Raw genomic sequence first — 25,964 nt, 5'->3', positions numbered from 1 at the left:
ATTCTTTAGCCTATGGGCAAGTATCGCTACATTTTATTTCATAAGCCATATGGTGTTTTAAGCCAATTTACCGATCGCACTCACGAAGCAAGAAGTACACTCAAGGACTATATCGCGGTTCCTGGAGTGTATCCTGTTGGGCGTTTAGATTGGGATAGCGAGGGGTTGATGCTATTAACGAACCACGGACAGCTTCAACATCGACTCTCGCATCCACGATTTGAGCATCCCCGCACGTATTGGGTACAAGTTGAAAGAATTCCTGATGCTGCGGCGCTGCGTCAACTACAGCAAGGAGTCGTGATTGATAACTACCAGACACGACCAGCAATTGTGCGTTTATTCGATACTGAACCAGCAATTGCACCACGATCGCATCCGATTCGCTTTCGCAAAAATGTTCCCACCGCTTGGCTAGAAATGACACTCACCGAAGGTAAAAACCGTCAGGTACGGAAAATGACGGCGAAAGTAGGGTTTCCGACTTTAAGATTAGTGCGAGTCGCGATCGCAGATCTCAAACTTGGCGATTTACAACCAGGACAATGGCGCAATTTAACACCACCAGAACAACAATCTCTCCTAAAACTCTTATCGCCGCGATCGCACCAAAGTAGAGGTCATAATAAATAAATTAAATATATAAGTTTTTAGTAATTGTGGGCATGACGAGTAAATTGTGGCAAGTTGGATGTGTTGTAGCTGCTTACAAAGTGCTATCGTGCCTCAAAGCTATTTATATAGCAATGGAAGTAAAGGTTAGGACATTATTCAAGTTTTGAGTGTTGAGTTTTGAATTAAAGAACTTCTTAACTCCACACCTACGGTAAGTATGCCTTACCCTCATAACTCCCTATCTTCCCTCCCTAATCTCTGACCTCTGACCTCTGACCCCTGCTACAGTATGCTAATTTGCCCCCAGTGCCAGTTTGAGAATCCCAACAACAACAAATTCTGCCAACAGTGCGGTACTTCGCTGACGCATAAATTTTGTGCAGAGTGCGGTACTACTGTGGCATTAAATCAAGAACGGTGCCAAAAGTGTAACGCACTTACTGGAAAGATCTACTTCGCGATCGCACAACAATTGCAGCAGCCGTTGACAACTGCTACCGTTACTGAGACAACAGTCCAAACCGCAGTGACAATTGTAGACAAAACTGCTGATTCAGACTTCGCACCACAACAATTAACAGTTGGGGCATTTTTAGATCAACAACAGCGCTATCAAATTCTTGATATACAGCCCGCAAGCGAATCAGTCAATCAAACCGAAGTTTGCTTGCGCGTCCTCGATTGTCAACCATTGCAAGTATCACCCCTCCTCGCGGGTGCAGCCACCGTCACAGAAATTCCAGCGATCGCGCAAACTTATTTAACACTTCAAGCGCAGCTGCATCAAACATTACCTGCGATTTACGATGCGTGGCAAAGTGATGGCGGACAAATTGTGTTGATTGAGGATCGTTCTGATTGGCAACCGATGATCGCATTGTGGCAAGAAGACAATACTTCTTTGCTACAAATTCTGCACTGGTTGCACGAGATGCTGCAACTTTGGGTAGTACTCGAACCTTGTCAATGTCGGCAAAGCTTGTTAAAACTCAATAATTTGCGCGTCGATGAAGACGGTGTTTTGGCACTACAACGCTTGTATGCTGAGGAAACTGAGGTTACTTTACAAGATTTAGGACAGATTTGGTTTGAGTTATTTCAAGCATCGCAACAAACTCAGTTTATCGCAATAGTTGAACTTCTCAACGAGTTACAAAGCAGTAAACTGCAAACAATCGATGCACTGCGATCGCGTCTAGAAGCAATCGCCGCAGTTCAAGATCAAAGCGAATCGACAAACATTGTTCAAGACTCGCTAGCAGAAATCAAAGACACTCAAATTTCTGCCGAGAATATGCCAACAGTATTGTTACCCATGACATTATCTAGCCTCGAAGACGCAGGTAGTACGGATGTCGGTCGCCAACGCGAACACAATGAGGATTTTTTTGGGATTGCAACAACAATTAATAAACAAGACACTCCCAGCGATCACCAACTCCAAGCGCGTGGGTTATATATTCTTTGTGATGGTATGGGCGGACACGCTGGCGGTGAAGTTGCAAGCAAACTCGCGGTACACGCAATCAAAGAGTATTTTGAAACGCACTGGGAACCTGAAAAACTACCGGAGGAAACTACAATCCGCGAAGCGGTACAATTAGCCAATCAAGCAATTTATGAACTCAATCAACACGAAGCGCGTTCCGGTGTCGGACGCATGGGAACAACTCTAGTCATGGCTTTGATCCACAATACCAAAGTTGCCGTCGCTCATGTCGGTGATAGTCGCCTCTATCGTTTATCGCGTCAGCGCGAACTTGAACAAATCACGACAGATCATGAAGTCGGACAACGCGAAATCTTACGCGGAGTAGAACCTGAGATTGCATATGGACGTCCTGATGCTTACCAACTGACGCAAGCTTTAGGACCACGCGAAGCGAGTTATGTTAATCCTGATGTTCAGTTTCTTGAACTTCACGAAGATACCTTACTGATCCTTACCTCGGATGGTCTTTCGGATAATAATTTGTTAGAACATCATTGGCATACGCACTTAGAACCATTGCTCAGGTCAGAAGCAAGTTTAGAGCAAGGTCTTGCTAATTTAATCGATTTAGCAAATCATTGCAATGGTCACGACAATATCACCGCGATTCTCATCCGCGCAAAAGTTCATCCAACAAGTGATGATTCGGAACCTACAATGCCTTTGGCATAATGCTCGTGACGATAATTTAATCTACTCAACTAGGCTTAGTGTGGTCGCACTGTACTTACTAGATCCTCAACGAAAAACACCACTACAGCAGTGGCAATTTGATTCTGAGTCGCGGATTCGGATTGGACGTTCTCCTGATAATGACATTGTATTGAGCGATCCAATGGTTTCTCGCTACCACCTCGAATTGCAGTGCGTTCATACTGGAGATCCTCAACGTTGGCACCTGACGAATCGCGGTACGAATGGCACTTTTGTTGATGGAATCTTAATGACGCAAGGTCTTGTGCGCGATCACGCGATGATTCAACTAGCGCGCGGCGGCCCAATCCTCCTATTTCACCTAGAAGCAACAATTGTACCCGCTAACTTGCAATGCGATCATAGCGGCAATCTTCCCAACAGCCTATTTTGCACTCGCTGCGGTCAACCTATCACCGTCGTGCGGCAAATTCGGCAATATCAAGTGCTACGTATCCTCGGACAAGGCGGTATGGGAACAACTTATTTAGCGTGGGATGCAACTAAAACAATTGCCAATTCACAACTTCTCGTTTTGAAAGAAATGAACGCGGATATGGCAAAAATCGCCAAAGCGCAAGAGTTATTTGAACGCGAAGCACGTACCCTCGCAACTCTACAGCATCCAGGAATTCCCAAGTATTATGATTTCTTCTTACAAGACGGTAAGAAGTATTTAGCAATGGAATTAATTCACGGTCAAGACCTCGAAAGACGTGTCTTAGAACGCGGACCTGTGACCCCAGCACAAGCGATCGCCTGGATGGTACAAACTTGTGATGTTTTAGATTATCTCCACACGCAAGACCCACCACTGATCCACCGCGACATTAAACCCGCAAATTTACTCGTCCGCCGCGCCGATAACTCTATCGTTGTCTTAGATTTTGGTGCGGTCAAAGAAAGCAGTACAACTCCTGGAACTCGCATCGGTGCAGAAGGATTCGCCGCCCCTGAACAAGAACGCGGACAACCATTAACACAGTCGGATCTTTACGCTGTAGGCGCTACACTGATTTTCCTACTGACTGGAGAAACTCCCTTTAAGTTTCTCAAACAACGCGGTCGCGGATACCGCTTCGACCTTTCCAGCGTACCCACAATAACACCCCAACTACGAAGAGTGATTGAACGAGCAACAGAACCAATTCCAAGCGATCGCCATGCTACCGCCCCCGAATTGGCTGCTGCCCTCAAATCAGCTAATTGTTAGATGCCTTTACTCTTCATCCCAAGCTTCAACTGCGAGTAATTCGCTCACAGGATCTTGCATCGTGAATCCGAAATCTAATAATTCTTGCTTCCAGTAATGCCATTGATTACCGTAGAGCAGAGCGATTTTCCAAATGCTATCACTTGGTTTAAGAATATTTGATTCTACCAGCGATCGCACGTGATGTTGCAATTTCACCATCGGGTGAATAACTTGCTGAGACATAACCTCGATTTGATGTTAATAATGTTTGGTCAATTCTCGACTAGAGAAGCGCGTTCAATTTGATTTAATCTGCAATGCTCAAGCTTCCCTTAGCACGAAAAGCATTTCTATTTACTTACACTACCACAAAGATTTCTAGATGGTATGTTGATTTGCCCCAAAGTACGGGAATCACTACCACAATCGCCTTGTGTACTCATGTAAACCGCAATGCTACTTAGTCGGAACATTCATTATTAAAGCACGTCAGAGTAGAGGCGATACAAAATTATGCTCAATGCTTTTCTACTCACTCATACATATATGGCAATCAAGCAAAACGGTTCTGGGTAATTCATGCGATCGCACCTTTTAGGCAAGTGGGTGGTTTAACAATAGACACAATACCGAGTTGTTATTAATTTAGTTATGGATGCTTACCAAAAGACTTCGCGCAAGCGTTTTCAGCAAATTGTCACCTGGGTGTCAATTATTGCTTTTTTTGGTTCAACCGTGTATGCTGCAATCGGCGCGATCAATCAGGCTGTAAAACCTACAAATAACACAGTCGTATCGCCAGAATCGCAACTGCCAGCACAAGCACGAGGCTATGAAGTTGTTTTGCAACGAGAACCTAATAACCAAGCTGCACTAGAAGGATTAGCCCTGACACAATTGCAGATGAACAACCCAAATGCCGCGATCGCACCTTTAGAAAAACTCGTACAGTTACACCCAGGTCGCCAAGACTATCAAAACGTGCTTGCACAAGTAAAGCAAGCCAATCAGAAATAGCGTTTTATTTGATATATCAAGCGATCGCTTTTCATAGAAAGGTACTTTTGGGCGATCGCATACACCTCGATCCTAGCTGCGACTTCATAAAAAAATTAATTGATGATATAAATAATGAAATTATATCTGATACAGCCATTGAGCTTCTTTGTAGCGATCGTTTGGGTCACGTTTATTAATTGCTGATGTATTAATTGCGGCAACTGCTTTGATTGCTAATGCTTCTTTACTTAGTAAAAATCAGCGATATTATCGCTTGATTCAAAATTTGCATCTTCTACCTTATCCTTAATATAGAAATATTTGCGATCACCCGCAGCCTATTACCTCAAGCAATTACACTTTGTTGGAAAATTCATATCAGGTAAAGATATAGTTGTGATGGACAAGCATAAATAGTACAATCCTAAAAGGAATAGCTCTTGGTGTAGCGATTATATTAGTTCTTATGTAATACATTAAATAAGTAAAAGTTTTCTGAATCAGTCCACAAAGGTGGATCTGGTATGTATAGAAGCGAATTTATTCGCAAATTTCTTTCATACAGATTTATGAATCACAGATGCCTCAGGCGAAAATTCGCTCTAAATTTAACACAAATTTTGGTAACACATCTTCACCAGATAAAGTTGACGGAGCTTGTAAAACTTCGACTGGCTGTGCTTGACGGTAGATTTCAACTTGGCGGTCTTGCGGATCAATTAACCACCCCAAACGTGCCCCATTCTCTATATATTCTTGCATCTTTGCTTGCAACTGTTCAAGACTATCGGTCGGAGAACGTAGTTCTACTAAAAAATCAGGGCATAGAGGTGGGTAGCCGTCTTGCTGCTGCGGGGTAAGTGCATCCCAGCGATTTTGCCTCACCCAAGAAGCATCTGGCATTCGCTTAGCACCATTGGGTAAAACAAACATAGTGTTGGAATCAAAAGTTTTGCCTGCGTTGCTAGCCAAATTCCAAGCCTCTAATTGGTAACAAAGGTTGCTATTCCTGCTTCCAGAGGTTCCTCCTGTAGGTGGCACAACAACTAAATCTCCTGCTGCTGTTTGTTCAAAATTCCACTCTGGGTTAGTTTGAACAATACGTTCAAATTCTGCATCCGAAAGCTTTAATGAATTGATAGTCAGGCTGCTGTTCATTGGAATCTTAATCTACAAGCAATCCTTCTGGTTCAAATGTATCACCTAATTCCGCAGTAATGGCATTTGTTTGCTTCGTTGCTGTTAATCTCAGACAAGATTTTGCCTCAATTTGGCTTTGTTTAGTTACTATTGAACATTACCATAGAAGCGATCGCACTTTAAAGTTGAAACTATTGTTTAGAGTTTAAGCGATCGCTCCTAGAAAAATACCCTTTAGGCAACCAAACGTTAGTCGATGCACATAAGTTAAATCAAGTAAGATTTTCTTAATATGTAGATAAGCGACAATCATACTCACTTTGAATTTTGTTGTAGATAATTGAGATATGGAACAAATATTAAACTGGAAGATTGAACAATCGTTATTAGAGAAAGTAACTGCTTTAGCGCGTCAAACAGGGCAATCACCTGAAAAAATTATTACTGAAGCTGTCAAACAGTATATTGAAGCAGCAACGATACAACAAACCACCGAACCGGATCCTCTTATAGGGTTATTCTCTAGTTCGTCTGACTTGGCAACCCAAGCTGATGATATTTTACAGCAGGAAATCACTCAAAACTCAGGATGGACATGGAAGGAGCCATCGTAGTTGCAGATACGGGTTTTGTTGTTGCTTTGCTCAATCGTTCTGATATTAGACATACTGAGGTAATAGCAGTTTATCTACAGTATCAGCAAATATTACTACCTCAAACTGTTTTAGCTGAAGTGACTTACTTGTTAGGTCGAGATGCAGGTATTTTGACTGTAGTTGCCTTCTTACGAGGAATAGCTGCTAGTCGCTTTAAGCTTGCAGCACTGACTAACTCTGATTTGGAGCGTATAGCTACAATTCTTGAGAAATATGCTGATAGTCGAATTGATTTTGTAGTTGCTAGCGTTATGGCTGTAGCTGAACGCTTCAATATTAGAACTATACTTATTTTAGATCAGCAAGATTTCAGAATATTTCGTCCACAACATTGCGCTATGTTTAATATTTTACCTTAGTGGTAAATACGCGATCGCACTCTTCAAACGATTCGTGAGATTCTTTTTTCACTGATTGCGCAATGTCTAACTTCCATTTTCTTCACCTTCTACAGTATTGCTATAATAAGTTCCTAGTGCTTTCATACTTCGTTGCGTGTTCAAAACTTAATACTAATACTCCACCTGGTAAGACTTCAATGTATCTAGCAAGCCATTGAAACACCAATTCTTGACGAAGTATTTCAAATAACCGTCTAAGTTGAATTGCGTTTGCTTCCACACAGATATCTCTCTACAAAGCAATTACCCATTACCTAATCTTACTAGAACCACTTCCACAGTTATTAGCATCAGTTGGACTCGCTACTAAGTCCATTCCTTTTTCATTTGCCTCACACAAAATTGCTTGAGTAAGTTCTGACGCAGTAAAAACACCACCTGCATACCCTTTAAGTTTAGCGTTATCTGCTTGTGCTTTATTCGCAACTCCTCTTTGAATGTTATTAACGGCTGTTGCTGAGTAGATATAATTTGCGCTATCTTCCACACCAATACCTAATTTTTCAATAGCAGTACTATCACTTTCATCTTCCACAAACTTTTGATTTTCAAAATAGTATGTTTGCTGAGCGCGATTCATAGCACCAACATTAGTTTTAGCCTCAGATTGTCGTGCTTTTGTGGTTTGACCAAGAAATGAAGGCATTGCGATTGCAGAGAGGATGCCAATGATAATGATAACAACAAGTAATTCAATAAGGGTAAATCCTGCATTTGTAGCATAAGGCATATCTTTTCTTAAGCTTTCTGTTATAAATTTTATCATCTGGATTAACTACCAAATAGTGTTTTGAACTACCTGCTTAAAGCTCAGATGAACAACTTTAAGTCAGTTAATTACAATATATAAATTTAGTTAAATAAGTTGCTAATCGCTAAGATAATTATAAAGATATAGAGAGGCGGAAGACATAAGTTTTCCACCTCTTAATGTTGAAGAAATTAATTTCAACTAAAATTAACTCAGCTTTTTATCGCTTCCTGTACAGCTATCTGCATTTTCTGGAGTACCTGCTGCTGCTTTTCCTGCTTTCTCTGCTTCACAAAGAATAGCGCGTGTAGAATCACCTTCTTTAAAAACTGCACCAGCGTAGCCTTTAAGATCTTCATTTTTAGCTTCAGCTGTGTTTACTACACCTTTATTATCAGCCCCAATAGCTGTTGCTGCATACTTGTAGTTATCAGTTTCCTTAATGCCAATACTTAAGTTCTCTATAGCCTCATCACCAACAGCAAATTTTTGATTTTCCAAATAATATGCTTGTTGCGCTCTATTCATCGCACCTACGTTTGTTCTTGCTTCAGAGGCACGTGCTTTAGCAGACTGGTTGAGGAAGGAAGGCAATGCAATAGCTGACAAAATACCAATGATGATGATGACAACGAGTAATTCAATTAAGGTAAAACCTTGTTCTTTTTTCTTGCCGCTTAGGTGTTGTAGTAACTTTACTTTTAGTTCGGTTTTCATGGTGAGCTTTTCCTTTCGGTATATGTTTAACTTTTAACCTCTAGATATAACTTGCCCACTTATGATCAAATACATATCACCCCCAGAAAATTTTTTTGACTTTGTAGCTGCAATTTTGATACAGGAGGCTCTAACCCTTATCTAGACAGCAATTGATATACTAGCCCCCTAAATTCCCCACACGTGGGGGACTTTGAGTAGTATAGAAGCCCCCAGAATTGGGGAGCCAGTCCGTTGCGGGGGTTCCCCCTGTTGTAGGAACTGGCGTGGGTTGAGTGGTAACTCCAGGTTTTTGATGCCGATACAACAGCTTAAGTCTAAAGAACAAGCTCTAATTCAGGCAGGAGTTTCAATACAGGGTTTTACGACAATTCAAATGGCAATTAGTGTATAAAATGTTTTAGCAAAACCAGTATTTTCTCTGAGTTATTTAGGTTTATTTAGACTCACGTTAGCCGATACCGTTTTTCCTAGCGAGAAGCAGCGATCACCTACACGCCTTCTGTGGATGTGATAGGAAAGTGCGATCAGGGCAATTAACAAAAGTGCGATCGCCCCTTAGATCAGTCAAACACACTAGCTATCTCCGGCTTGTGTTTTTTCGATTACAATTGCATTTCTCACTTGCTCATGCAGAAGTGGTACTTTATTGTGCACCACATGCCACAAAATTGTTGTACTTAGGCGAAAGTAAGTGTGAATGAGAATGTCTCGTAAACCAGCAATCTTACGCCACTCAATCTCAGGATAGCGATCGCGTATCTCTTGAGGGATGTTTTTTGCTGCTTCGCCAATCATCTCTAAATTACGCATCACAGCATCAAAAGTGCGTTCATCTGCAATAAACTCCTCAAAATCCATTCCATCTGTGTAGCGCTGTACCTTGCTGCGACTTTCCAATATGTCTTCTAAAGACAGTAGGTAATGTCGCAATTTCAATCAACTCGCCCTTTGGGTTCGGGAGTTCGCAATCGACGCAAAGCGCCAAGACTGCGACTCCCTCACTTTCGACGTGTGAACGCAAAGATGGATGAAGTGTCTCGTTTTCGACTAAATCAACATTTCTCCCTAGCAAATCCTCCAAGTAAAATTTTAAATTCATGTAACTGTCAAAAGTAGGTGAATCTTTAAATTCAACTAGAATATCGATATCGCTTCTATTCGCGCTTCATCCCGCGCCATCGAACCAAATAAACCCAGTGACTTGACACCAAACCGCGCATAATCTGCGCTGAGGCTATTGAGAAGTTGCACACCTCATTTTTGTTCATCTTCACCTTCACCTTCAATCCAACTTTGCCTATGCTTGTGGCAGTTCCACATAAGGCATTCTACAGTTACTCCTATAGTTTCACTTAATAGCAACCAGAGCGCGAGCGCATAGTGTGAAGGATAAAAGCGCAATCGCCTCAATTAGCTACCCACCCACACAACTTAGGTAAAATTAAATCAGTATATTCTTTATATTCTTTACAACCTTTTGCTTACTATTGAAACATGACCGAACTACTTCGCCGTGCGATCGCAGAATCAGACGAGCAACTTTCAGGCGATCACAACTCGGTTCGCATCAGTACTAATTACCGTACGCGGGGTTTGATGGAGTCAGGTCAAATTTACTGGTTTTGGATTGGAGTGGATAGTGAATATAATGAATTGCTCCGACGGTTGTGAGTTCAAATCAATTTTGGTGAACAATATTAGCTATCTGCGGCTTGTGTTTCAATTGCGATTACATCTCTGACTTGAAGAGTGCAGAAGTAGCACTTTATTGGGCACTACATCCCACAAAAAAATAGATGCTTTTAGTTAACGTCTTCCTAATTAAGTCTCACTCAACTCCTGTAATATTATTGCTAGCTTTCTTTTTAAATCAACCAAGTTTTGCTCTACTAAGTTCCAAACCTCATTGAGATCCACACCCAAATACCCGTGAATTAACACATCTCGTAGCCCAGCTACCCGCCGCCAGGGAACTTCAGGATAACTTTGCCGTAGTTCTTGAGAAAGTTGCTTAACAGCTTCTCCTATTACTTCAAAATTGCGAATCACCGCATCTTGAATCATGGGAGTTTTTAAGAAAATATCCTTGCCCTCTTGAGTATATAACTCAATCCGCTCAATCCGTTGAATAATATCAGTTAAGTAAAACTGATCGTTCTTCACAAGGGCAATGCTTCGCGCACAATGCGATCACGGATACTTGCTTGTAGTCCTTTCTCGGTTGCAACTTCCACTTTTGTGCCTAACAAATCTTCCAAGTCTTGCATGAGTGCCACACGATCCAACAGACTGCGGCTCGATTCTAGTTCTACCAAAAAATCAATATCACTATCTAATCGCGCTTCACCTCGCGCTACTGAACCGAAAACCCTAACATTAGACGCTCCATGTTGAGCAGCAATGCAAAGAATCTCTTCTCGCCGTCTATCAAGTAACTCGCGAATTCCCATAACTATTTGAGACTTAGACAGAATCTATCAATATCGCTATATTAATTTTATCGTCACAATCAAGAAAAAGCAGGGGTACAGATTAGTATCAATCAAGACCCGCATTCCGCATTATTGATATTTCTCAGTCAAATAGGCTACGTAATCCTCTTGAGGATCAGTCTCCTGGTACGCTGCCGAATTTGCGATCCCTCGCAATCGAGACAGATTTCCTTGTTTGGGCTATAGTGTTGAAGAATCAAAACCTTCGCCTAGATTCAAGTTGTTTTCTACCCAAGCCGCGAATGTCCTGCAAGGTTCAAATTCTTTCTTCCTGACGTTCCTCCTGTCGGTGGCACAATTATTAATTCTCCATCTGCTGTTTGCTCAAACTGCCACTCAGGATTTGCTTGAGCAATTTGGTCAAATTGCTCGTCACTTACTTTCAAGCTGTGTAGAGTTAATTGCATAGTTTTTTTCTGCTACCAGTTATTTGCGTTTACTCCTACGTGAATTGTATAATTTATGTTATGGCTATTGAGAAGTTGCATCACCTCATTTTTGTTCATCTTCACCTTCACCTTCAATCCAACTTTGCCTATGCTTGTGGCAGTTCCACATAAGGCATTCTACAGTTACTCCTATAGTTTCACTTAATAGCAACCAGAGCGCGAGCGCATAGTGTGAAGGATAAAAGCGCAATCGCCTCAATTAGCTACCCACCCACACAACTTAGGTAAAATTAAATCAGTATATTCTTTATATTCTTTACAACCTTTTGCTTACTATTGAAACATGACCGAACTACTTCGCCGTGCGATCGCAGAATCAGATGAGCAACTTTCTGGTGATCGCAACTCGGCTACTTACTGAACTCGAAGATGAACAAGCGTGGAAAACCCGCTTTGAAGCAACAACCGATCAACAATGGGATCAACTGGCTGCTAAAATCCGGCAAGAGATTGCTAATGGTGAAACTGTTCCACTCGATGACCTTTTTCCCACATAATTAATGCAATCAAATGTAACTAAATCATTCCGCCAACTGTGCAAGAACAAGCAGTAAAAGCCTACAAGCTTTGGCGCGAAGATTCTTACCACAACAGTCTACAATTTAAAAGAGTTAGTCAACGTCAACCGATTTACTCAGGTCGTATCAGTACTAATTACCGCGCGCTCGGTTTGATGGAATCAGATCGTATTTACTGGTAGATTGGAGTGCAGAGTGAATATGGGGAGTTTTCAAGACAAAGGTTATCCTCCTCTGCCTCCTGCCATATCAATCGCGATTCCACAACACACAATCTCATGCGATCGCCTATGACAATTACCACACTACCGTTCTACAAGAATATAACCACGACTTTCCAAACCAATTAGCGCGTTACTCAGTACATCCAAAGCCTCATTTTCACCGAATGGCTCAAGTGTTGCCAAATTCACAGGACGTAATTGCTGCCAACGTGCTATTAGAGATTGCATTGATTGCGATTCCTCCCATAGAGGTAACAAACACGCTGCAACGGTACTATCGATCGATACGTGTTTTTCTGGGATAGGTAAGTACTCGCTAATTTCAAATGTATTTAACCGTGCGATTGATTCAAGTAGTTTTTGTCTAATTTCCAGTGTTCGTAACTGCGGTACAAGGTGAATTTGTGCCGTTTTCCAGTCAGATAACTCCCATTCGGCAACTGGTATAAAATCTGCACCTTGCTGCGGATGACCACACCAAAAATCTAATAACCGATGCACCGGATGCAACAATTCAAATAAAGTCAATTGTTCTTCGATACTAATTTCCGGTAAACTCATTGCTAGAAATACTGGTAAATCATCCGGTTCCTTGAATAATTCCATCAAGTTCCATTGTCGCCAATTGACCATGCTGATAAACTCAAGCTCAGCTTTATGAATTGCTGCAAATGTTTCGGGAATTGTATAGCCCTTATCTCCCTGGAACAAAAGATTCATGAGAATGCGCTCTGGATCAGCTTCTAACGCCGAACTCCACGTATATGCTTTGAGTTTTACTTGATCTTTCAAAGCATTCATCGTGTCGCGCACCAAGTCAATCTCTAAGTCTTCAGGGTTGTCATCCATCAACCCCATCATCTTGAAAACTTCTTGGGCGCGGTAGTAGTAAGTGCGTTGCAGTGAACTATGTAGATTAGCGCGAATAATTCCATCCGGTTTGAGAACCGACTTCATCGCCTGTAAACCAACCGCTGGTTCACTTAGCAAATACAACACATCATCACAATTAATATAGTCAAACTGCAAACCTAAACTGGGTAAGTCTTCAATACCACACAAATGAAATTGTGCATTGTCAAAACCGTGATATTGCAACCGTTGTTTCGCAAGTTCAATCGAGTTTGCAGAAATGTCTACGCCAACAATCTTTGCACCTGGATTCGCTTCGGCTAAAATCAGTGATTTATACCCTGAGCCACACCCTGCATCAAGAATTAACTTATCTTCGGTACTAATAACTTTCTGATTTCTCAAATAATACGCATTCACCAAGCTATGAATATACAGCGCGATCGCATCATTCTTCGGTGACTTCTCCAGCGGAATTCTGGGGTATGGTCCAGTATCAAACTGCTGCCGAATTTTCTCACTAATCTCAGTCAAAACTTGATTCATATCCTGCAATTCCTCCTGCTTACCTCAATTGCTAATATGCCCAGATATGATAAAAATCTTGCAAACGCACGGCTGTATTTCTGATGCAAAGGGTGGATATGTAGAGTAACTGAAGTGCGATCGCATCCGTTTAGTGCAATGTGTTGTAGTTGATAGTGGCACACAATATTTATATGTGCATTGATTGGAGAGTCGCACCAATGACTGCTATTACTCTGAATCTACATTCGGTTGTTGACTTAACGGATGAGCAGTTTTATCAACTTTGTCAAACCAACCCAGATCTCAAATTAGAACGCACCGCGACTGGGGAAATTGTGATGACACCACCAACTGGCTGGGGAACGGGAAAGAAGAACACTCAACTGATAAAACAATTAGCAATTTGGGCTGAGCGCAAGCAAACTGGAGTAGCATTTGATTCTTCTACTGGTTTCGAATTACCTAATGAAGCAATTCGTTCTCCTGATGCAGCATGGGTAAAACAAGAAAGAATCGATGTTCTCAACCCAGATCCTGATAAATTCTTACCTTTAGCTTCTGATTTTGTGGTGGAGTTGATGTCTGCAAGTGACAATATAGAAGCAACCCAGGCGAAAATGCAAGAATACTGCGACAACGGCGTACGCTTAGCATGGTTAATCGACCCGAAAAACCAGTGTGTGGAAATCTATCGTCAAGGACAGCCAGTAGAATTATTAAACTCACCTGTCAGCTTATCGGGTGAAGACGTGCTACCAGGGTTTGTTTTGGATTTACAAAATATCCTTTAACCTCAATCTCGATTTAAAATCCGCAACGATACGACTAGCCCTCTATGTAACTTTTTGTTATACTAAGCTAAGCGTAGTCATTATGAGTTTATATAAGCGTCCATGACAAATCCAACAGTAGAGAACTTAGTAATCATTGGTTCTGGTCCAGCTGGGTATACCGCCGCAATTTATGCTGCACGAGCTAACCTCAAACCGATTGTATTTGAAGGCTTTCAAGCTGGGGGTTTGCCAGGTGGACAGCTAATGACGACGACAGAAGTAGAGAATTTTCCAGGCTTTCCCGAAGGAATTACCGGACCAAATTTAATGGATCGGATGAAAGCGCAAGCCGAACGCTGGGGGGCTGAATTATATACTGAAGATGTCACTTATGTTGATTTAAGCCAGCGTCCGTTTACGGTACGTTCAGAAGAGCGCGAGTTTAAAACGCATAGCGTGATTATTGCCACGGGTGCGACAGCAAAGCGGTTAGGATTGCCGTGTGAAGGCAAGTTTTGGAGTCGCGGAATTTCAGCGTGTGCAATCTGCGATGGTGCAACACCGATTTTTCATGGTGCTGAACTCGCGGTTGTGGGTGGTGGAGATTCCGCAGCTGAAGAATCGATTTATCTCACCAAGTATGGATCGCAAGTACATATGCTTGTCCGCAGTGACAAAATGCGTGCCAGTAAAGCGATGCAAGACCGCGTTTTGAGTAACCCCAAGATTCAAGTCCATTGGAATACCGAACCAATCGATGTGTTTGGGAATGATAACCACATGGAAGGAGTCAAAGTTCGGAATACGCAAACTGGCGAAGAAAGCAAAATTCATGCCAAGGGGCTATTTTATGCGATCGGTCATAAACCAAATACATCACTCTTTCAAGGACAAATCGAACTCGATGATATTGGCTACGTTGTCACAAAGCCAGGTTCGCCAGAAACGAGCGTTGAAGGTGTCTTTGCAGCAGGTGATGTGCAAGACCACGAGTATCGTCAAGCCGTTACGGCGGCAGGTTCAGGTTGTATGGCAGCCATGTTAGCCGAACGCTGGTTATCTTCTAACGGTTTAATTCAAGAATTCCATCAAGCTGGAGAGAATTTACACTTAGATAATGAGTTAGTTCACGAAGCAGTCAAGACAGAACAAAATGGCGAATTTGATGTGAGTGCAACGCGTCATGAAGGCGGTTATGCTTTACGGAAATTGTTCCACGAGAGCGATCGCTTAATCATAGTCAAATATGTTGCACCAGGATGTGGTCCTTGTCATACATTAAAACCAATTTTGAACAAAGTAGTAGATGAGTTTGATGGCAAAATTCACTTTGTAGAAATTGACATTGACAAAGAGCGTGAAATCGCAGAAACTGCCGGTGTCACAGGCACACCCACCATTCAACTGTTCAAAAATCAAGAACTCTTAATGGAAGTTAAAGGCATCAAACAAAAAAGTTACTACCGCCAGTTGATTGAAGCCAATTTGTAATTTTGCTCATCAACATCATTGCTAATAGTCCGCGCAGGCGGACTTTGTTTTTGCAGCGGCGATTTCAATCGCTCATGGAGGAGCGAAGGAATTCGCGGCGACACAAACAAAACCCACCGGCGTGGGTTTCTTTAATATTTGATATCGTTACGCGTGCGGCGACACTGGTCAAAAACTCAGGCAATTCTGTAAAAATGGTCAGCAGATCCTGCTTGTCGAACGAATACTGATGACCGTAACTAAACGCCAACTTCCGCTACTTTTTAGAGTGTCTGGTAGTTCCAGCGTCTCGATGCAACTGATGCGTATCGGGTTCATTATTACTCTGATTTTTGTGCTGATTGCTATCTTAGCTCCTGTATTTCAAGCTTGGGGATGGATTCAAAATCCCCTCGAATCACTCAATAATCCTAGTCACGTACCACCTTCAGCACAGTACTGGTTTGGCACGAATCGTGAAGGTTACGATGTCTTTTCGCGCACGCTGTACGGTACGCAAGTGGCGTTGCAAGTTGTTGTTCTGGCTACAGTATTGAGCCTAGTAATCGGCGTGCCATTAGGACTTGTCAGCGGGTATCTAGGCGGTAGCTTGGATCGCGTATTACTATTTCTGATGGATACAATTTATACTTTGCCTGGGTTGCTACTATCGATTACACTCGCGTTTGTTGTAGGAAGAGGTATATTAAATGCAGCGATCGCAATCAGCATTTCCTACATACCGCAGTATTATCGTGTCGTTCGCAACCATACGGTGAGTGTCAAAACCGAATTATTTGTCGAAGCTGCCCAGGCTATGGGAGCATCAACTTGGCGAGTCATTTCGCGATACTTATTTCTAAATGTGATTCAAAGTGTACCTGTATTATTTACGCTGAATGCTGCGGATGCGATCTTAACGCTGGGAAGTTTAGGCTTTCTCGGACAAGGTTTACCGCCACGCGTTCCTGAATGGGGACACGATCTTCGTCAAGCGCTGCAAGCACTACCAACAGGCATTTGGTGGACAGCATTTTTCCCAGGAATGGCGTTAACGTTACTCGTTGTTGGGCTATCGTTACTGGGTGAAGGTTTAAGTGAGTTTATCAATCCGCGTTGGCGAAAGCAAAGATGAATAACCGAGATAGTAAAACTGAGTTGTAATTAATGTTGCAGTTAGGATTAACCGCTTTACTCGCATTTTATGTTGCTTGGAATTTGGGGGCAAACGATGTCGCTAATGCGATGGGAACTTCTGTAGGATCAAAAGCTGTCACCCTCCGCCAAGCTTTAATTATCGCTGGAGTTTTAGAATTTACTGGTGCTGTCTTGTTCGGTCATGAAGTATCAGAAACTTTAGCAACACAAATCGTCAATCCGGAATTATTTGCCGCAGAACCGCAAGTTTTGTTAATAGGAATGTTTTCTGTATTACTAGCGGCTGGTTTATGGTTGCAAATCGCGACATCAAGAGGCTTTCCTGTTTCTTCTTCTCATGCAGTTGTCGGGGCGATCGCTGGTTTTAGTTGGGTTGCTGCTGGCGTTCAAGCAATTGATTGGTCATTAATTGGGACAATTTCTTTAGCTTGGGTCGTCACTCCGCTTGTGAGTGGTGCGATCGCTGCGTTGTTTTATCGCGTTATCAAACACTCGATTCTTGATCGCCAAGACTCGATACAGCAGTTAAATGAGTGGATTCCTTGGCTGAGTGTTACACTTCTGAGTGTGTTTGGCATCATTGTGCTTCCTAAACTAAGTCAACCAATCAATACATTTTTTTACGAACAACTGCATTGGAACATTCCCAAACACGATTTACCGATTGGAATTGGTGCGATCGCCGCAGCTTCGCTAACAATAGTGAGTTGGCGGCAATTGGATCAAAATATTGTGCGGAAATCTCTTTCGCCTACACAAAATATTGTTGAAAAACAACTGGCAAAATTTCAGCTACTAAGTGCGTGTTTTGTTGCGTTTGCGCATGGTTCTAACGATGTCGGGAATGCGATCGCACCTTTAGCAGCCATTAACTACATTAGTCTGACGGGTACAGTTCCCATCAATGACATGATAATTCCTTTGTGGATTTTAGTTTTAGGTGGTGCAGGAATTGTTACAGGTTTAGCCATTTGGGGGAAAAAAGTGATTGGGACAATAGGAGAGGGAATCATCCCGCTGCAACCGAGTGCTGGTTTTTGTGCTGAACTTGCGACAGCAACAACGATTTTACTCGCTTCGCGTTTTGGCATTCCGGTTTCTACTTCCCATGCGCTTGTTGGTGGTGTCGTTGGAATTGGCTTAGTTCAAGGTAATAAGTCAATTCAATTTAATACTGTGCAAGGAATCGTTATCGCATGGTTGATTACGGTTCCTGCTGGTGCGTTATTAGGTGCTAGTATATTTGCGATCGCTCGTAACTTCTAATCGCCAAAATCTACTTGACGATTACCCTGATTCGGATAGTTTCTTTGAGGTAGAAGTTTCCACGCAGCAGCATCCGCAGCCCAGTTGCGAAATACTTTTTGCCGTGCAAACGCTTTAGCAAAGTTCCAATTATAAACTTGCTTCCAAGCACTTGACCATTGAGCAGTTTCGTCAGACTGTTGTAAGGTGCGGATTTCTACTTCTAAAGCTTCGGCGTAGCGTTTCAGAATTGCCTCTAGCTCGCTAAAGTGTTGTTGGGGCGATCGCATTTCCTCCCATCCCGTAGATTCTACACACAGTTTTAATCAGAATTGATATTAACACTCAGTCATTGAAATTTGAGTCATTCTACTAAATTAGTATCTGCCACTGTGTTGCTTGCGCATGACACAATCTTTGTGCGCTAATACAGTAGAATTACCGATTTGATAGCGTTGAATCCAATCCCAACCCCACCGAACCATTGGTGCATGACAAATTCCGCATACATATTCGTCAATAGTATTAAGTTCTGCACCGATGAGATACTTAGTAGCATCTGGGAAAATACCTGATGCTTTGAGAAACTCACAAATGACTCGATAAGGATCTACACGACACCACCAACTAGCCACTTGATAAATTTCATATCCTAATTGATTCAGAAATTCATTGTTTACTGATGTTCTTGGCTGATTTCTACTTAAGAATTTACCTTCACCAACAATTTCTATTCCTAATAACCTGAGTTGATTAATATTATGTGAAATAATCCATAGTTGATCGAGTATATGCGGGATTTTCTTCTCTATAGTTGTCGTTGGAATAATAAATTGTGTAGAAATTAACTTAATGCATTTATACCAGTTTGCATAAGTATGTATAAAACTTGGCGAATAAGATTTACTTAATAAAAAATCAAAAGCATTACGCTGCATTATTTCATGAACAGCATAGTATGTTTCATACTGCCCGTAACAGAATTTATGTTCTTTGAAATAGTTCTCATCAACGGTATAACCGCGTTCTCTAGCAGCCTGAAAAACATAAGCTTCATTAATTTGTCTAAAATACTCTTCTTTACTTGTCGGGACAATTTTGTACCCTGAATTAAGATACTCCCATCCGGTTTTAATTGCTTTAAAAACTAATTCGTGTTCGCCAATATCTTCGTATATTTGCTCAACATATTCATACGATTGCTTAATTTCTTCAAGAGGAAGTTCTAAAGAAACTTGTTGACGGGGTGAACTGAGAATAATTGGAGAACTTCTCAGCGGTATATTTGTTAGTTTTTCTAGTTTCTGAATATAATCATGAATCTTTTCAGCGCGTTGAATTTCTAAAATAGGCATAACAATAATATTGGTGGGAATATAATGTATAAAAATATACGTATATCTACTATGTTTGTCTATGTGCGATCGCCTGGATTCTTAAAAACTTTATTAAAATCCATGCAGAGTAAAGATCTTAAGTAGAAACACTGAGTTATATAAAGACACTCAGCCGAAAGCAGACCTATATACTAATGCACAAGTTGTCAACTGAGAAGCCTGCCTTGTTTGCCCTTCATACCTAAACACAAATCTTATTGATTCAGCACTAGTTAGATGCTTACACAAAAATCTGACTATATTTTCTACCTTTGGACACAGTAGATGCGGTAGCTAAGTCAAGCCTTAATAACTTTTGTTGTAATTCTACGCTGTCAAGACTAGAGTTGCTCACTCAGTACAATATTACTCATTGTTCTGCTTCCCAAGTCGCAATCGGTCGCAGAACTTGCGGAATTTCACCTTGTGACGCAGGAAACTCCAAAGTTGTTTCTTTCAAGCCAAGATAACCCGATTCTGAGAAAGATAATAGCATACGACAAAGTGCGAGCCAAACCTCGGATTCGTATTCCCAATCACGATACCGCGATGCTTGACCCGCAATCGAACGCAATGCCCAAAAATAGCTATTTCGTACTATCGAGCCACCTTTTTTGAAACTTGGCACATCCTCATGGTGAAGGAAAAGAACCATATTTTCAATTCTGGCTCGCATAGGTGTTGATTAACAAACGATTGTAGATTATTCATGAGGAGCGAGGAGGTAGGGGTGAGGAGCGAGGGATACCTTATACATAAACGTAGGGGATTGAAAATTGATGTCTTGTGCGTCGGGACAAAGCCTTCTCCACACAATTCTTTTTTCTTCTCCACGAATAAATTTGGAGGCTTCAGACCACTTGACGGGGCTGCGAAACTTGCATTTTCCCCTCGCTCCTCACCCCTTTTTGGTGACTTGTTAAAAATCAGAGGTGATACCTATACGATACGTCCTTCCAGGCTGATAGATGCGGTTGGATTTTTCGTAAGCAACATCTGCCAAGTTTTCCACAAACAATGTTAGCGCAAGATTGCTAAACAATGGCACTCGGACACCCAAATCCAAATTCAACCACGATGGAGAAAAATCAGTATTACTTTCGCCTGGATTGTTAAAAAATGCCCGCCGCGCCCCACTAAAGTAACTTGCAAATAAATTAACTTGCCATCCCTCTGATTGATAGCCGATTCCTAATTGTGCGACTGAATAAGGGACAAAACCTAGCTGTAATCCTTGTTCGATACCGCTCGCAATTTTGGCATCGGTATAAGTATAGTTAAGAAATGTTGACCACTGGGGAGCAATTTGCCACCGTAGCGCCGCTTCTAAACCATTAGTATTGACTAAACCAATATTTGCCCAGCGCCCAAACTGAATTCCGAGGCGATCGCTTAAACGACTACCAAAATAAGTAAATTGTCCTAGCAAATTTGCTGCAAATCGCACATCAACGCCTGCTGTCCATGACGAACCAGTTTCGGGTTCTAAGTCTGGATTTGGTAGCCAATTGTGAACAGTATCATAAACATATAACTGATCTAACCCAGGGTTGCGCTGTACTGACACCCAGCTACCGCGCAAGGCGACATTTGGACTAGCAGCCCAGCGTAAGCCCACACTAGGATTGAAATAACTACCATATTCACTCGTGAAATTTTGCCTGAACCCTAGTTCAGCTTGCAAAGCATCGCTAACACTCCAGGTATTCAACGCAAATAATGCTCCTTCAAATCTTTCGCGATATTCAGTTTCATTGAGAGCTATTCTATTAGGAGCAGTGCTGAATACATCGCCATTTAAGTATCGATTGCGTAAATCTAATCCCCACCGCAAGTTATTTGTTGAATTAAATTGCCATTCGTGTTCTACTCTTGCAGTAATTGATTGCGAATCTAGGATACCTTGACGATAAAAAATATTTTGCGTAGGACCATAGGTACTAAAATAGTCTTGATTGTAAGAAAGTGTCGTTCTTAAAATTGAATCTTCGCTACCACCGAGTAAGCTGCGCAAAGATAACCCAACGTTTAAAACATCGTGGTCTAAGCGATCGCGTTGTAAGGGAAAGCCAAAGTAAAGTAAACCCCGACGACTACTAATTTTATACGCATCCAAACTCAGTGTATTGTTTCCATCTAAGTCTAAAATGGCACTTCCATAATAATTACTTGTCGCCGTATCTCCATTGAACAATAATCCTTCAGCATCGCGGTTAGCTGCACCTTCCGGAACCGGATAGCGGTTTTCAGCCGAGAATTCTTCATAACCAAAATTAAGCCTCAATGAACCAAAAGTTCCGCCGTAGCTAGCGCGATAGTTCGAGCGATCGTAGGAACCAAATTCTGCTAAACCATTGAATCGCGGTATTTCTGGTCCTTGTTTTGTGATAATATTAACTACACCGCCAAACGCTTCTGAACCGTATAAAGTTGAACTCGTACCACTCGAAAGTTCAACTCGTTCGATTGCATCGACGGGAATACTATTTAAGTCAAAACCACCGTGATAAGTACTGATATTTGTATTGATAGGTCTGCCATTAAGGAGAAAGACAGACTGGTTAATTGAACTTCCGCGATAGAATGTCCCAGTATGAATATCTGCGCCAAAGCCAACATCATTAATTGCAAATCCTGGTAAGTTGCGCAAGACTTCGGCTAAACTATTTGGTCTTTGCTTTTGAATTTCTTCTTCGGTAATTTCGTAAATGGGAGTCGAAGTAGCAGGAAAGGGATCTCTTGCGCCTTCTACCTCAATTAAAATTTCATCATCAATAATGACAGGATTCGTTTCATTTGTTGGTAGCTGCTGAGTAAGTAGTTCTGCGCTGGTGGGTGGTTGGACTTCACGCAGTTGAGGAATAGAATCTCGATACTGTCGGAGTCGTCTTAGTAAAGTTTCTTTAGCGACAGCAGGATTTGAGTTTTGCGGCGCTTCTTCTGCAACAGCAGAAAATGCGGTAAAAATTAAGTTTAGTAGTACAACCCAAAATAACGAGCAAGGTAGTTTCACTGTTGTTATCTCAAAGATCTCACACCAAAAGGACATTGAAGCGATTACGATCGCCTGAATTAAACTAATTGATGTGACTTTTGCAGTCAAAAGACAAGCTGTCATACGAAAGCAATGCGCTAGTGTCTCATGACTAAATAACTTTGCAGTCAGTTATGCTGGCAATTTGCGATTCGTTGGTGTTGAGTTGAATTTTTCGCAGTAGCTTTAAAATTTTTTGTGACGCTGCGGTTTTGCCTTGACGTAGGTAGCCTTGAGAAGCTTTTTGTAGATCTGCGATCGCGGCTTGCTGATAACCTAGTTGATAGCGGGCAAGACCTCGATTAACGTAAGCGGCAATATTTGCCGGATTCAGGCGGAGTGACTGTGTGAAATCATTGATAGCGTTGTGTTCGTCGCCATGTTGTTGACACGCACATCCTCGGTTATAGTAAGCACGTGCATCGTTGCCGTTGAGACGAATAGCTAAAGAAAAATCAGCGATCGCGCCTTCGTAGTTTTGTAAACCAAAATAAGCTAATCCGCGATCATTGTAGATGTCTGCTACAAAGAATCGTACTTGGTAGGGAATTTGAGACAACGCTTGATTGTAACTTGCAATCGCACTTTCGTAGTGACCGATTGCTGATAAGGCAATACCACGATTGTAGTAGGCGCGAAAATCGTAAGGTTTGTGCTTGATGAGGTAATTGTAATTTACAATCGCTGCTTGATAGTTGCCTAGTCGGTAATGTGCGAGTCCGCGATGTAAGTAAGCCTCTGTATGGTTAGGATTTAGTTCAATAGCGCGATCGCAGTCTGCAATTGCTGTTTGATACTGCGCTAGGTAAATATAGGCTAAACACCGATTGCTATATGCTGAGGTCAAATTATCTTGAATCGCGATCGCTTGCGTAAGATCTTTAATTGCTGCGGCATTTTCACCATGTAGCATTTTTGTAATGCCTTGGTGTAACAATTCTTGTGCGGTTGACGACGTCGTTTGTAGCGGTTGAGCAACGCATGGTTGTGTGTAGACCAACACACTCAAGAAAATCAATAAAACTTGACAAAACAGCTTTATCATCTTTGGTTACTCAAGGCAGACAAGGGTTTATGAGTCAAAATTGATTCTCATATGCGATCGCTCAACCCTCGTCGCTTTCGATTATGTCCAACCTTTAGCTGCCTGTTCTAACACATATGCTGCCACATCTTCAATTTGCTGATCACTAAGACGTCCTTTAAATGCTGGCATGGCATTTTTACCATTTTGCACTTGATGAATAATTGCTTCCATCGAGTTCATACTGTACTTTTCTAAGGCATCTTGCTTTAAGGTTTTTTGGGCAACGACAACGTTACGCCCACCCATATGACAAGCAGCACAATTCGTACTAAAAATTTTTGCACCACTTGCAGCATCAGCGGCTAACACTGGACGGACAAAAGCTAGACAGGCGATTGCCAAGCTAAGTAAGATTGCTGTTAAAGTTTTTTTCATGCTTCTCCTCTTCAGCCAAAATATCGGTGCAGACGCACCCACATGTTTATCCATTGGATATTATCGACAATGGACGCAGTAGCGTCAAAAGACACGTTGTCAAAGTGAGATTTGCTTCCTCAATCCCCCGTGGGTGACTTTGAGTAGTCAGTTCCTTTTCGATAGGACATTCAATCATTTTTAAACAACCTCTTCACACGAGCTAGGTTGTTAGATGCAGACCCAAATTCTGATAGTGTGGAAGAATGCTGAAACATATGCCATTGTGGAGTTTGTAGCAGTTATACTGTTCAAAATTGACAAGCTTGCCATCTGATATGTGTCCATTACCTGACTACAGTCCAAAACAACTATCACTCGGTCCACTAGAAGCAGAAATTTTAGAGATTATTTGGGAACTTGGTGCAGTTACGGTAAAAGATGTCCACGATCGCATTCTTGCTGATCCCAACCGCGAACTTGCGTATACTTCTGTGACAACAGTATTGCGGCGCTTAACCGAAAAAGGTTGGTTGGCGTGTGATAAAAAAGCCAAAGCGTTCTATTGGCGTCCTTTAGTGACGAAGCAGCAAGCACAAGTGATCAAAGCGCACGATCAGTTACATCGCTTTTTAGCGGTGGGAAATCCTGATGTTGTTGCGGCTTTTGTCGATAGTCTCGATCAAACAAGTCTAGAAAAATTACAAGCGATCGCCAAACGAGTTCAAGCTGCACGTCAAGCACGGGAGGAGAAGTAATGCACTTACTAATTATTTTAGTAGCGTTAGTAATTGCTTGGTCGTTGAGACAGCATTTACCTGTACTAGAAATGAGCAATTGGCAACAGCGCTTTGAAAGGACACTATTTTTGTTTTTATTTCCTCCTTTGTTATTATTGATGACGGCGATCGCTGTCTTGTGCATGGGACCACAAGGACAAATGGTCGGGTTACAAGCAGGCTGGTTTAGCTATATTCTTGCAGCAGCTTGGTTAGGAATTGCGGCATTTTTTTGCTTGAAACTCGGTTGGCAAGGCTGGCAAGCAATTCGCCGCGCGCGCGAATGCCCTAAAATTAATTTTGAAGGGACAGACCTTCGCATTCTTGATACAGAAGCTTTATTTGCAGCACAAATTGGTTTTTGGCAACCCGAATTAGTTGTGAGTCAAGGATTACTCAAAATTTCACGCGAACATTTGCATTCTGTATTAACGCACGAGCAAGCACATTATTATTATCGCGATACGTTCTGGTTTTTCTGGCTAAGTTGGATTCGCGATTGTACAGCTTGGCTACCGAATACGAATGCGTTGTGGCAAGAATTGTTAATTTTAAGAGAACTGCGTGCAGATTGTTGGGCGGCGCAACAAGTCGATCCGCTGCTGCTTGCGGAATCTTTACTGATGGTTGTGAGCGATCGCACGCTTGAACCGGATATCTTTTGTGCGGCTTTGGCTTCGTACCAAGTCGGCGATCGCCTAGAACAAAGAATCAATGCGTTACTATCACCACCATACGACATCACCGAACCCAAATTACAATCTTGGAGTTGGTTTATTTTCGCGTGTTTACCGCTATTTACCGTAGTTTTGCATTCTTAGTATTCGTCCCTTAAATTTCTTACAAGTAGAGGAAGATAAACGTAACTTAAGTTCGTTATGGGTAACTGGTAATTGGATTAGAAAAGTTTTGAGTTTTACATTTGAATTAAGAAAGTTTTTTAACTCATAACTCACCCCCCTC

General features: G+C 41.9%; 31 protein-coding genes. 15 read left to right on the top strand and 16 right to left on the bottom strand.

The features are described 5' to 3' along the window. Positions 1-12 precede the first annotated feature (12 nt). The 3 genes from NIES1031_RS02545 to NIES1031_RS02535 all read left to right on the top strand — a co-directional run bounded on the left by NIES1031_RS02545 (position 13) and on the right by NIES1031_RS02535 (position 4,013). Complete coding sequence (locus NIES1031_RS02545; RefSeq protein ID WP_073547952.1) at positions 13-633, top strand: pseudouridine synthase; 621 nt, start codon at positions 13-15, stop codon at positions 631-633. A 271-nt stretch (positions 634-904) separates the two neighbouring features. Further along, on the top strand, positions 905-2,779 hold the full coding sequence (locus NIES1031_RS02540) for a serine/threonine phosphatase (RefSeq protein ID WP_073547951.1): 1,875 nt from the start codon (positions 905-907) through the stop codon (positions 2,777-2,779). 40 nt (positions 2,780-2,819) lie between these two features. Beyond that, entirely contained in the window at positions 2,820-4,013 is a 1,194-nt protein-coding gene (locus NIES1031_RS02535) for an FHA domain-containing serine/threonine-protein kinase (RefSeq protein ID WP_073547950.1), read from the top strand. Between the two features lie 6 nt (positions 4,014-4,019). Here NIES1031_RS02535 and NIES1031_RS02530 read toward each other — a convergent pair whose 3' ends face one another. Next, on the bottom strand, positions 4,020-4,238 hold the full coding sequence (locus tag NIES1031_RS02530; protein WP_073547949.1) for a DUF4327 family protein: 219 nt from the start codon (positions 4,236-4,238) through the stop codon (positions 4,020-4,022). Between the two features lie 408 nt (positions 4,239-4,646). Between NIES1031_RS02530 and NIES1031_RS02525 the strand changes: the two genes are divergently transcribed. Next, positions 4,647-5,012 carry a tetratricopeptide repeat protein gene (locus tag NIES1031_RS02525; RefSeq protein ID WP_073547948.1) on the top strand — a complete coding sequence of 122 codons (366 nt, stop codon included), beginning with the start codon at positions 4,647-4,649 and terminating at the stop codon, positions 5,010-5,012. Between the two features lie 567 nt (positions 5,013-5,579). Here the strand turns inward: NIES1031_RS02525 and NIES1031_RS02520 are convergent. After that, positions 5,580-6,152 carry a Uma2 family endonuclease gene (locus tag NIES1031_RS02520; RefSeq protein ID WP_073547947.1) on the bottom strand — a complete coding sequence of 191 codons (573 nt, stop codon included), beginning with the start codon at positions 6,150-6,152 and terminating at the stop codon, positions 5,580-5,582. 329 nt (positions 6,153-6,481) lie between these two features. Here NIES1031_RS02520 and NIES1031_RS02515 point away from each other — a divergent pair, with 329 nt between their 5' ends. Next, positions 6,482-6,748, top strand: a complete 267-nt coding sequence (locus NIES1031_RS02515; RefSeq protein ID WP_084544237.1) for a ribbon-helix-helix domain-containing protein — start codon at positions 6,482-6,484, stop codon at positions 6,746-6,748. After that, on the top strand, positions 6,730-7,149 hold the full coding sequence (locus NIES1031_RS02510; RefSeq protein ID WP_236738694.1) for a type II toxin-antitoxin system VapC family toxin: 420 nt from the start codon (positions 6,730-6,732) through the stop codon (positions 7,147-7,149). Before NIES1031_RS02515 ends, NIES1031_RS02510 begins: the two co-directional genes overlap by 19 nt. Positions 7,150-7,441: 292 nt before the next feature. On the opposite strand, the gene NIES1031_RS02505 is transcribed toward NIES1031_RS02510, so the two are convergent. From NIES1031_RS02505 to NIES1031_RS02490, 4 genes are all read right to left on the bottom strand, one after another. Then, positions 7,442-7,957 carry a type IV pilin-like G/H family protein gene (locus NIES1031_RS02505; RefSeq protein ID WP_073547945.1) on the bottom strand — a complete coding sequence of 172 codons (516 nt, stop codon included), beginning with the start codon at positions 7,955-7,957 and terminating at the stop codon, positions 7,442-7,444. Positions 7,958-8,149: 192 nt separating this feature from the next. Then, positions 8,150-8,659 (bottom strand): type IV pilin-like G/H family protein, encoded by a 510-nt coding sequence (locus tag NIES1031_RS02500; RefSeq protein WP_073547944.1) that lies wholly within the window; start codon positions 8,657-8,659, stop codon positions 8,150-8,152. A 576-nt stretch (positions 8,660-9,235) separates the two neighbouring features. Continuing rightward, entirely contained in the window at positions 9,236-9,559 is a 324-nt protein-coding gene (locus NIES1031_RS02495) for a HepT-like ribonuclease domain-containing protein (protein ID WP_236738693.1), read from the bottom strand. Further along, a complete protein-coding gene (locus NIES1031_RS02490; protein ID WP_073547942.1) occupies positions 9,510-9,761 on the bottom strand; it encodes a nucleotidyltransferase family protein in 252 nt (83 codons plus the stop codon). The genes NIES1031_RS02495 and NIES1031_RS02490 overlap by 50 nt, the downstream gene beginning before the upstream one ends. A gap of 395 nt (positions 9,762-10,156) precedes the next feature. On the opposite strand from NIES1031_RS02490, the gene NIES1031_RS24140 reads away from it, so the two are divergent. After that, complete coding sequence (locus NIES1031_RS24140) at positions 10,157-10,333, top strand: hypothetical protein (protein WP_178378028.1); 177 nt, start codon at positions 10,157-10,159, stop codon at positions 10,331-10,333. Between the two features lie 150 nt (positions 10,334-10,483). Here NIES1031_RS24140 and NIES1031_RS02485 read toward each other — a convergent pair whose 3' ends face one another. From NIES1031_RS02485 to NIES1031_RS02475, 3 genes are all read right to left on the bottom strand, one after another. Then, on the bottom strand, positions 10,484-10,825 hold the full coding sequence (locus NIES1031_RS02485; RefSeq protein WP_073547941.1) for a HepT-like ribonuclease domain-containing protein: 342 nt from the start codon (positions 10,823-10,825) through the stop codon (positions 10,484-10,486). Beyond that, a complete protein-coding gene (locus tag NIES1031_RS02480) occupies positions 10,822-11,112 on the bottom strand; it encodes a nucleotidyltransferase family protein (protein WP_073547940.1) in 291 nt (96 codons plus the stop codon). The genes NIES1031_RS02485 and NIES1031_RS02480 overlap by 4 nt, the downstream gene beginning before the upstream one ends. 269 nt (positions 11,113-11,381) lie before the next feature. Then, a complete protein-coding gene (locus NIES1031_RS02475) occupies positions 11,382-11,561 on the bottom strand; it encodes a PDDEXK family nuclease (protein ID WP_073547939.1) in 180 nt (59 codons plus the stop codon). 362 nt (positions 11,562-11,923) lie between these two features. Between NIES1031_RS02475 and NIES1031_RS02470 the strand changes: the two genes are divergently transcribed. Further along, positions 11,924-12,100 carry a hypothetical protein gene (locus NIES1031_RS02470; protein WP_330219932.1) on the top strand — a complete coding sequence of 59 codons (177 nt, stop codon included), beginning with the start codon at positions 11,924-11,926 and terminating at the stop codon, positions 12,098-12,100. Positions 12,101-12,138: 38 nt separating this feature from the next. Beyond that, on the top strand, positions 12,139-12,303 hold the full coding sequence (locus NIES1031_RS26530; protein ID WP_422614091.1) for a ParE family toxin-like protein: 165 nt from the start codon (positions 12,139-12,141) through the stop codon (positions 12,301-12,303). A 123-nt stretch (positions 12,304-12,426) separates the two neighbouring features. Here the strand turns inward: NIES1031_RS26530 and NIES1031_RS02460 are convergent, their stop codons facing one another. Continuing rightward, on the bottom strand, positions 12,427-13,743 hold the full coding sequence (locus tag NIES1031_RS02460; protein WP_073547938.1) for a class I SAM-dependent methyltransferase: 1,317 nt from the start codon (positions 13,741-13,743) through the stop codon (positions 12,427-12,429). A 200-nt stretch (positions 13,744-13,943) separates the two neighbouring features. Here NIES1031_RS02460 and NIES1031_RS02455 point away from each other — a divergent pair, with 200 nt between their 5' ends. The 4 genes from NIES1031_RS02455 (at position 13,944) to NIES1031_RS02440 (ending at position 18,392) form a co-directional block, all read left to right on the top strand. Further along, complete coding sequence (locus tag NIES1031_RS02455) at positions 13,944-14,516, top strand: Uma2 family endonuclease (protein WP_073548110.1); 573 nt, start codon at positions 13,944-13,946, stop codon at positions 14,514-14,516. 102 nt (positions 14,517-14,618) lie between these two features. After that, positions 14,619-15,989, top strand: a complete 1,371-nt coding sequence (gene trxB, locus NIES1031_RS02450) for a thioredoxin-disulfide reductase (protein WP_073547937.1) — start codon at positions 14,619-14,621, stop codon at positions 15,987-15,989. Positions 15,990-16,281: 292 nt separating this feature from the next. Continuing rightward, positions 16,282-17,103, top strand: a complete 822-nt coding sequence (locus NIES1031_RS02445; protein WP_425320687.1) for an ABC transporter permease — start codon at positions 16,282-16,284, stop codon at positions 17,101-17,103. Between the two features lie 32 nt (positions 17,104-17,135). Continuing rightward, positions 17,136-18,392, top strand: coding sequence for an inorganic phosphate transporter (locus tag NIES1031_RS02440; RefSeq protein ID WP_073547935.1), 1,257 nt, complete (start codon positions 17,136-17,138; stop codon positions 18,390-18,392). On the opposite strand, the gene NIES1031_RS02435 is transcribed toward NIES1031_RS02440, so the two are convergent. The 6 genes from NIES1031_RS02435 to petJ form a co-directional block, all read right to left on the bottom strand. Continuing rightward, the gene (locus tag NIES1031_RS02435) at positions 18,389-18,661 is read right to left on the bottom strand and encodes a hypothetical protein (protein ID WP_073547934.1); all 273 of its coding nucleotides are present in this window, start codon (positions 18,659-18,661) and stop codon (positions 18,389-18,391) included. The genes NIES1031_RS02440 and NIES1031_RS02435 overlap by 4 nt on opposite strands. Positions 18,662-18,748: 87 nt before the next feature. After that, positions 18,749-19,726: a hypothetical protein gene (locus NIES1031_RS02430; protein ID WP_073547933.1), complete on the bottom strand. Its 978-nt coding sequence runs from the start codon at positions 19,724-19,726 to the stop codon at positions 18,749-18,751. A gap of 391 nt (positions 19,727-20,117) precedes the next feature. Continuing rightward, positions 20,118-20,423, bottom strand: a complete 306-nt coding sequence (locus tag NIES1031_RS02425; RefSeq protein WP_073547932.1) for a hypothetical protein — start codon at positions 20,421-20,423, stop codon at positions 20,118-20,120. A gap of 243 nt (positions 20,424-20,666) precedes the next feature. Further along, positions 20,667-22,760, bottom strand: a complete 2,094-nt coding sequence (locus tag NIES1031_RS02420; protein ID WP_073548109.1) for a TonB-dependent receptor plug domain-containing protein — start codon at positions 22,758-22,760, stop codon at positions 20,667-20,669. Positions 22,761-22,893: 133 nt separating this feature from the next. Further along, positions 22,894-23,826 (bottom strand): tetratricopeptide repeat protein, encoded by a 933-nt coding sequence (locus NIES1031_RS02415; RefSeq protein ID WP_084544235.1) that lies wholly within the window; start codon positions 23,824-23,826, stop codon positions 22,894-22,896. An 81-nt stretch (positions 23,827-23,907) separates the two neighbouring features. After that, positions 23,908-24,243: a cytochrome c6 PetJ gene (gene petJ / locus NIES1031_RS02410; RefSeq protein ID WP_073547931.1), complete on the bottom strand. Its 336-nt coding sequence runs from the start codon at positions 24,241-24,243 to the stop codon at positions 23,908-23,910. A 317-nt stretch (positions 24,244-24,560) separates the two neighbouring features. On the opposite strand from petJ, the gene NIES1031_RS02405 reads away from it, so the two are divergent. Both NIES1031_RS02405 and NIES1031_RS02400 read left to right on the top strand, forming a co-directional pair. Continuing rightward, complete coding sequence (locus tag NIES1031_RS02405) at positions 24,561-24,980, top strand: BlaI/MecI/CopY family transcriptional regulator (protein ID WP_073547930.1); 420 nt, start codon at positions 24,561-24,563, stop codon at positions 24,978-24,980. Then, positions 24,980-25,822: a M56 family metallopeptidase gene (locus NIES1031_RS02400; RefSeq protein WP_073547929.1), complete on the top strand. Its 843-nt coding sequence runs from the start codon at positions 24,980-24,982 to the stop codon at positions 25,820-25,822. Before NIES1031_RS02405 ends, NIES1031_RS02400 begins: the two co-directional genes overlap by 1 nt. Positions 25,823-25,964: the final 142 nt, after the last annotated feature.

The sequence above is a fragment of the Chroogloeocystis siderophila 5.2 s.c.1 genome (assembly GCF_001904655.1).
In the GTDB taxonomy this organism is placed as follows: Bacteria; Cyanobacteriota; Cyanobacteriia; order Cyanobacteriales; family Chroococcidiopsidaceae; genus Chroogloeocystis; species Chroogloeocystis siderophila.
This window is presented reverse-complemented; position numbering and strand designations above follow the sequence as displayed.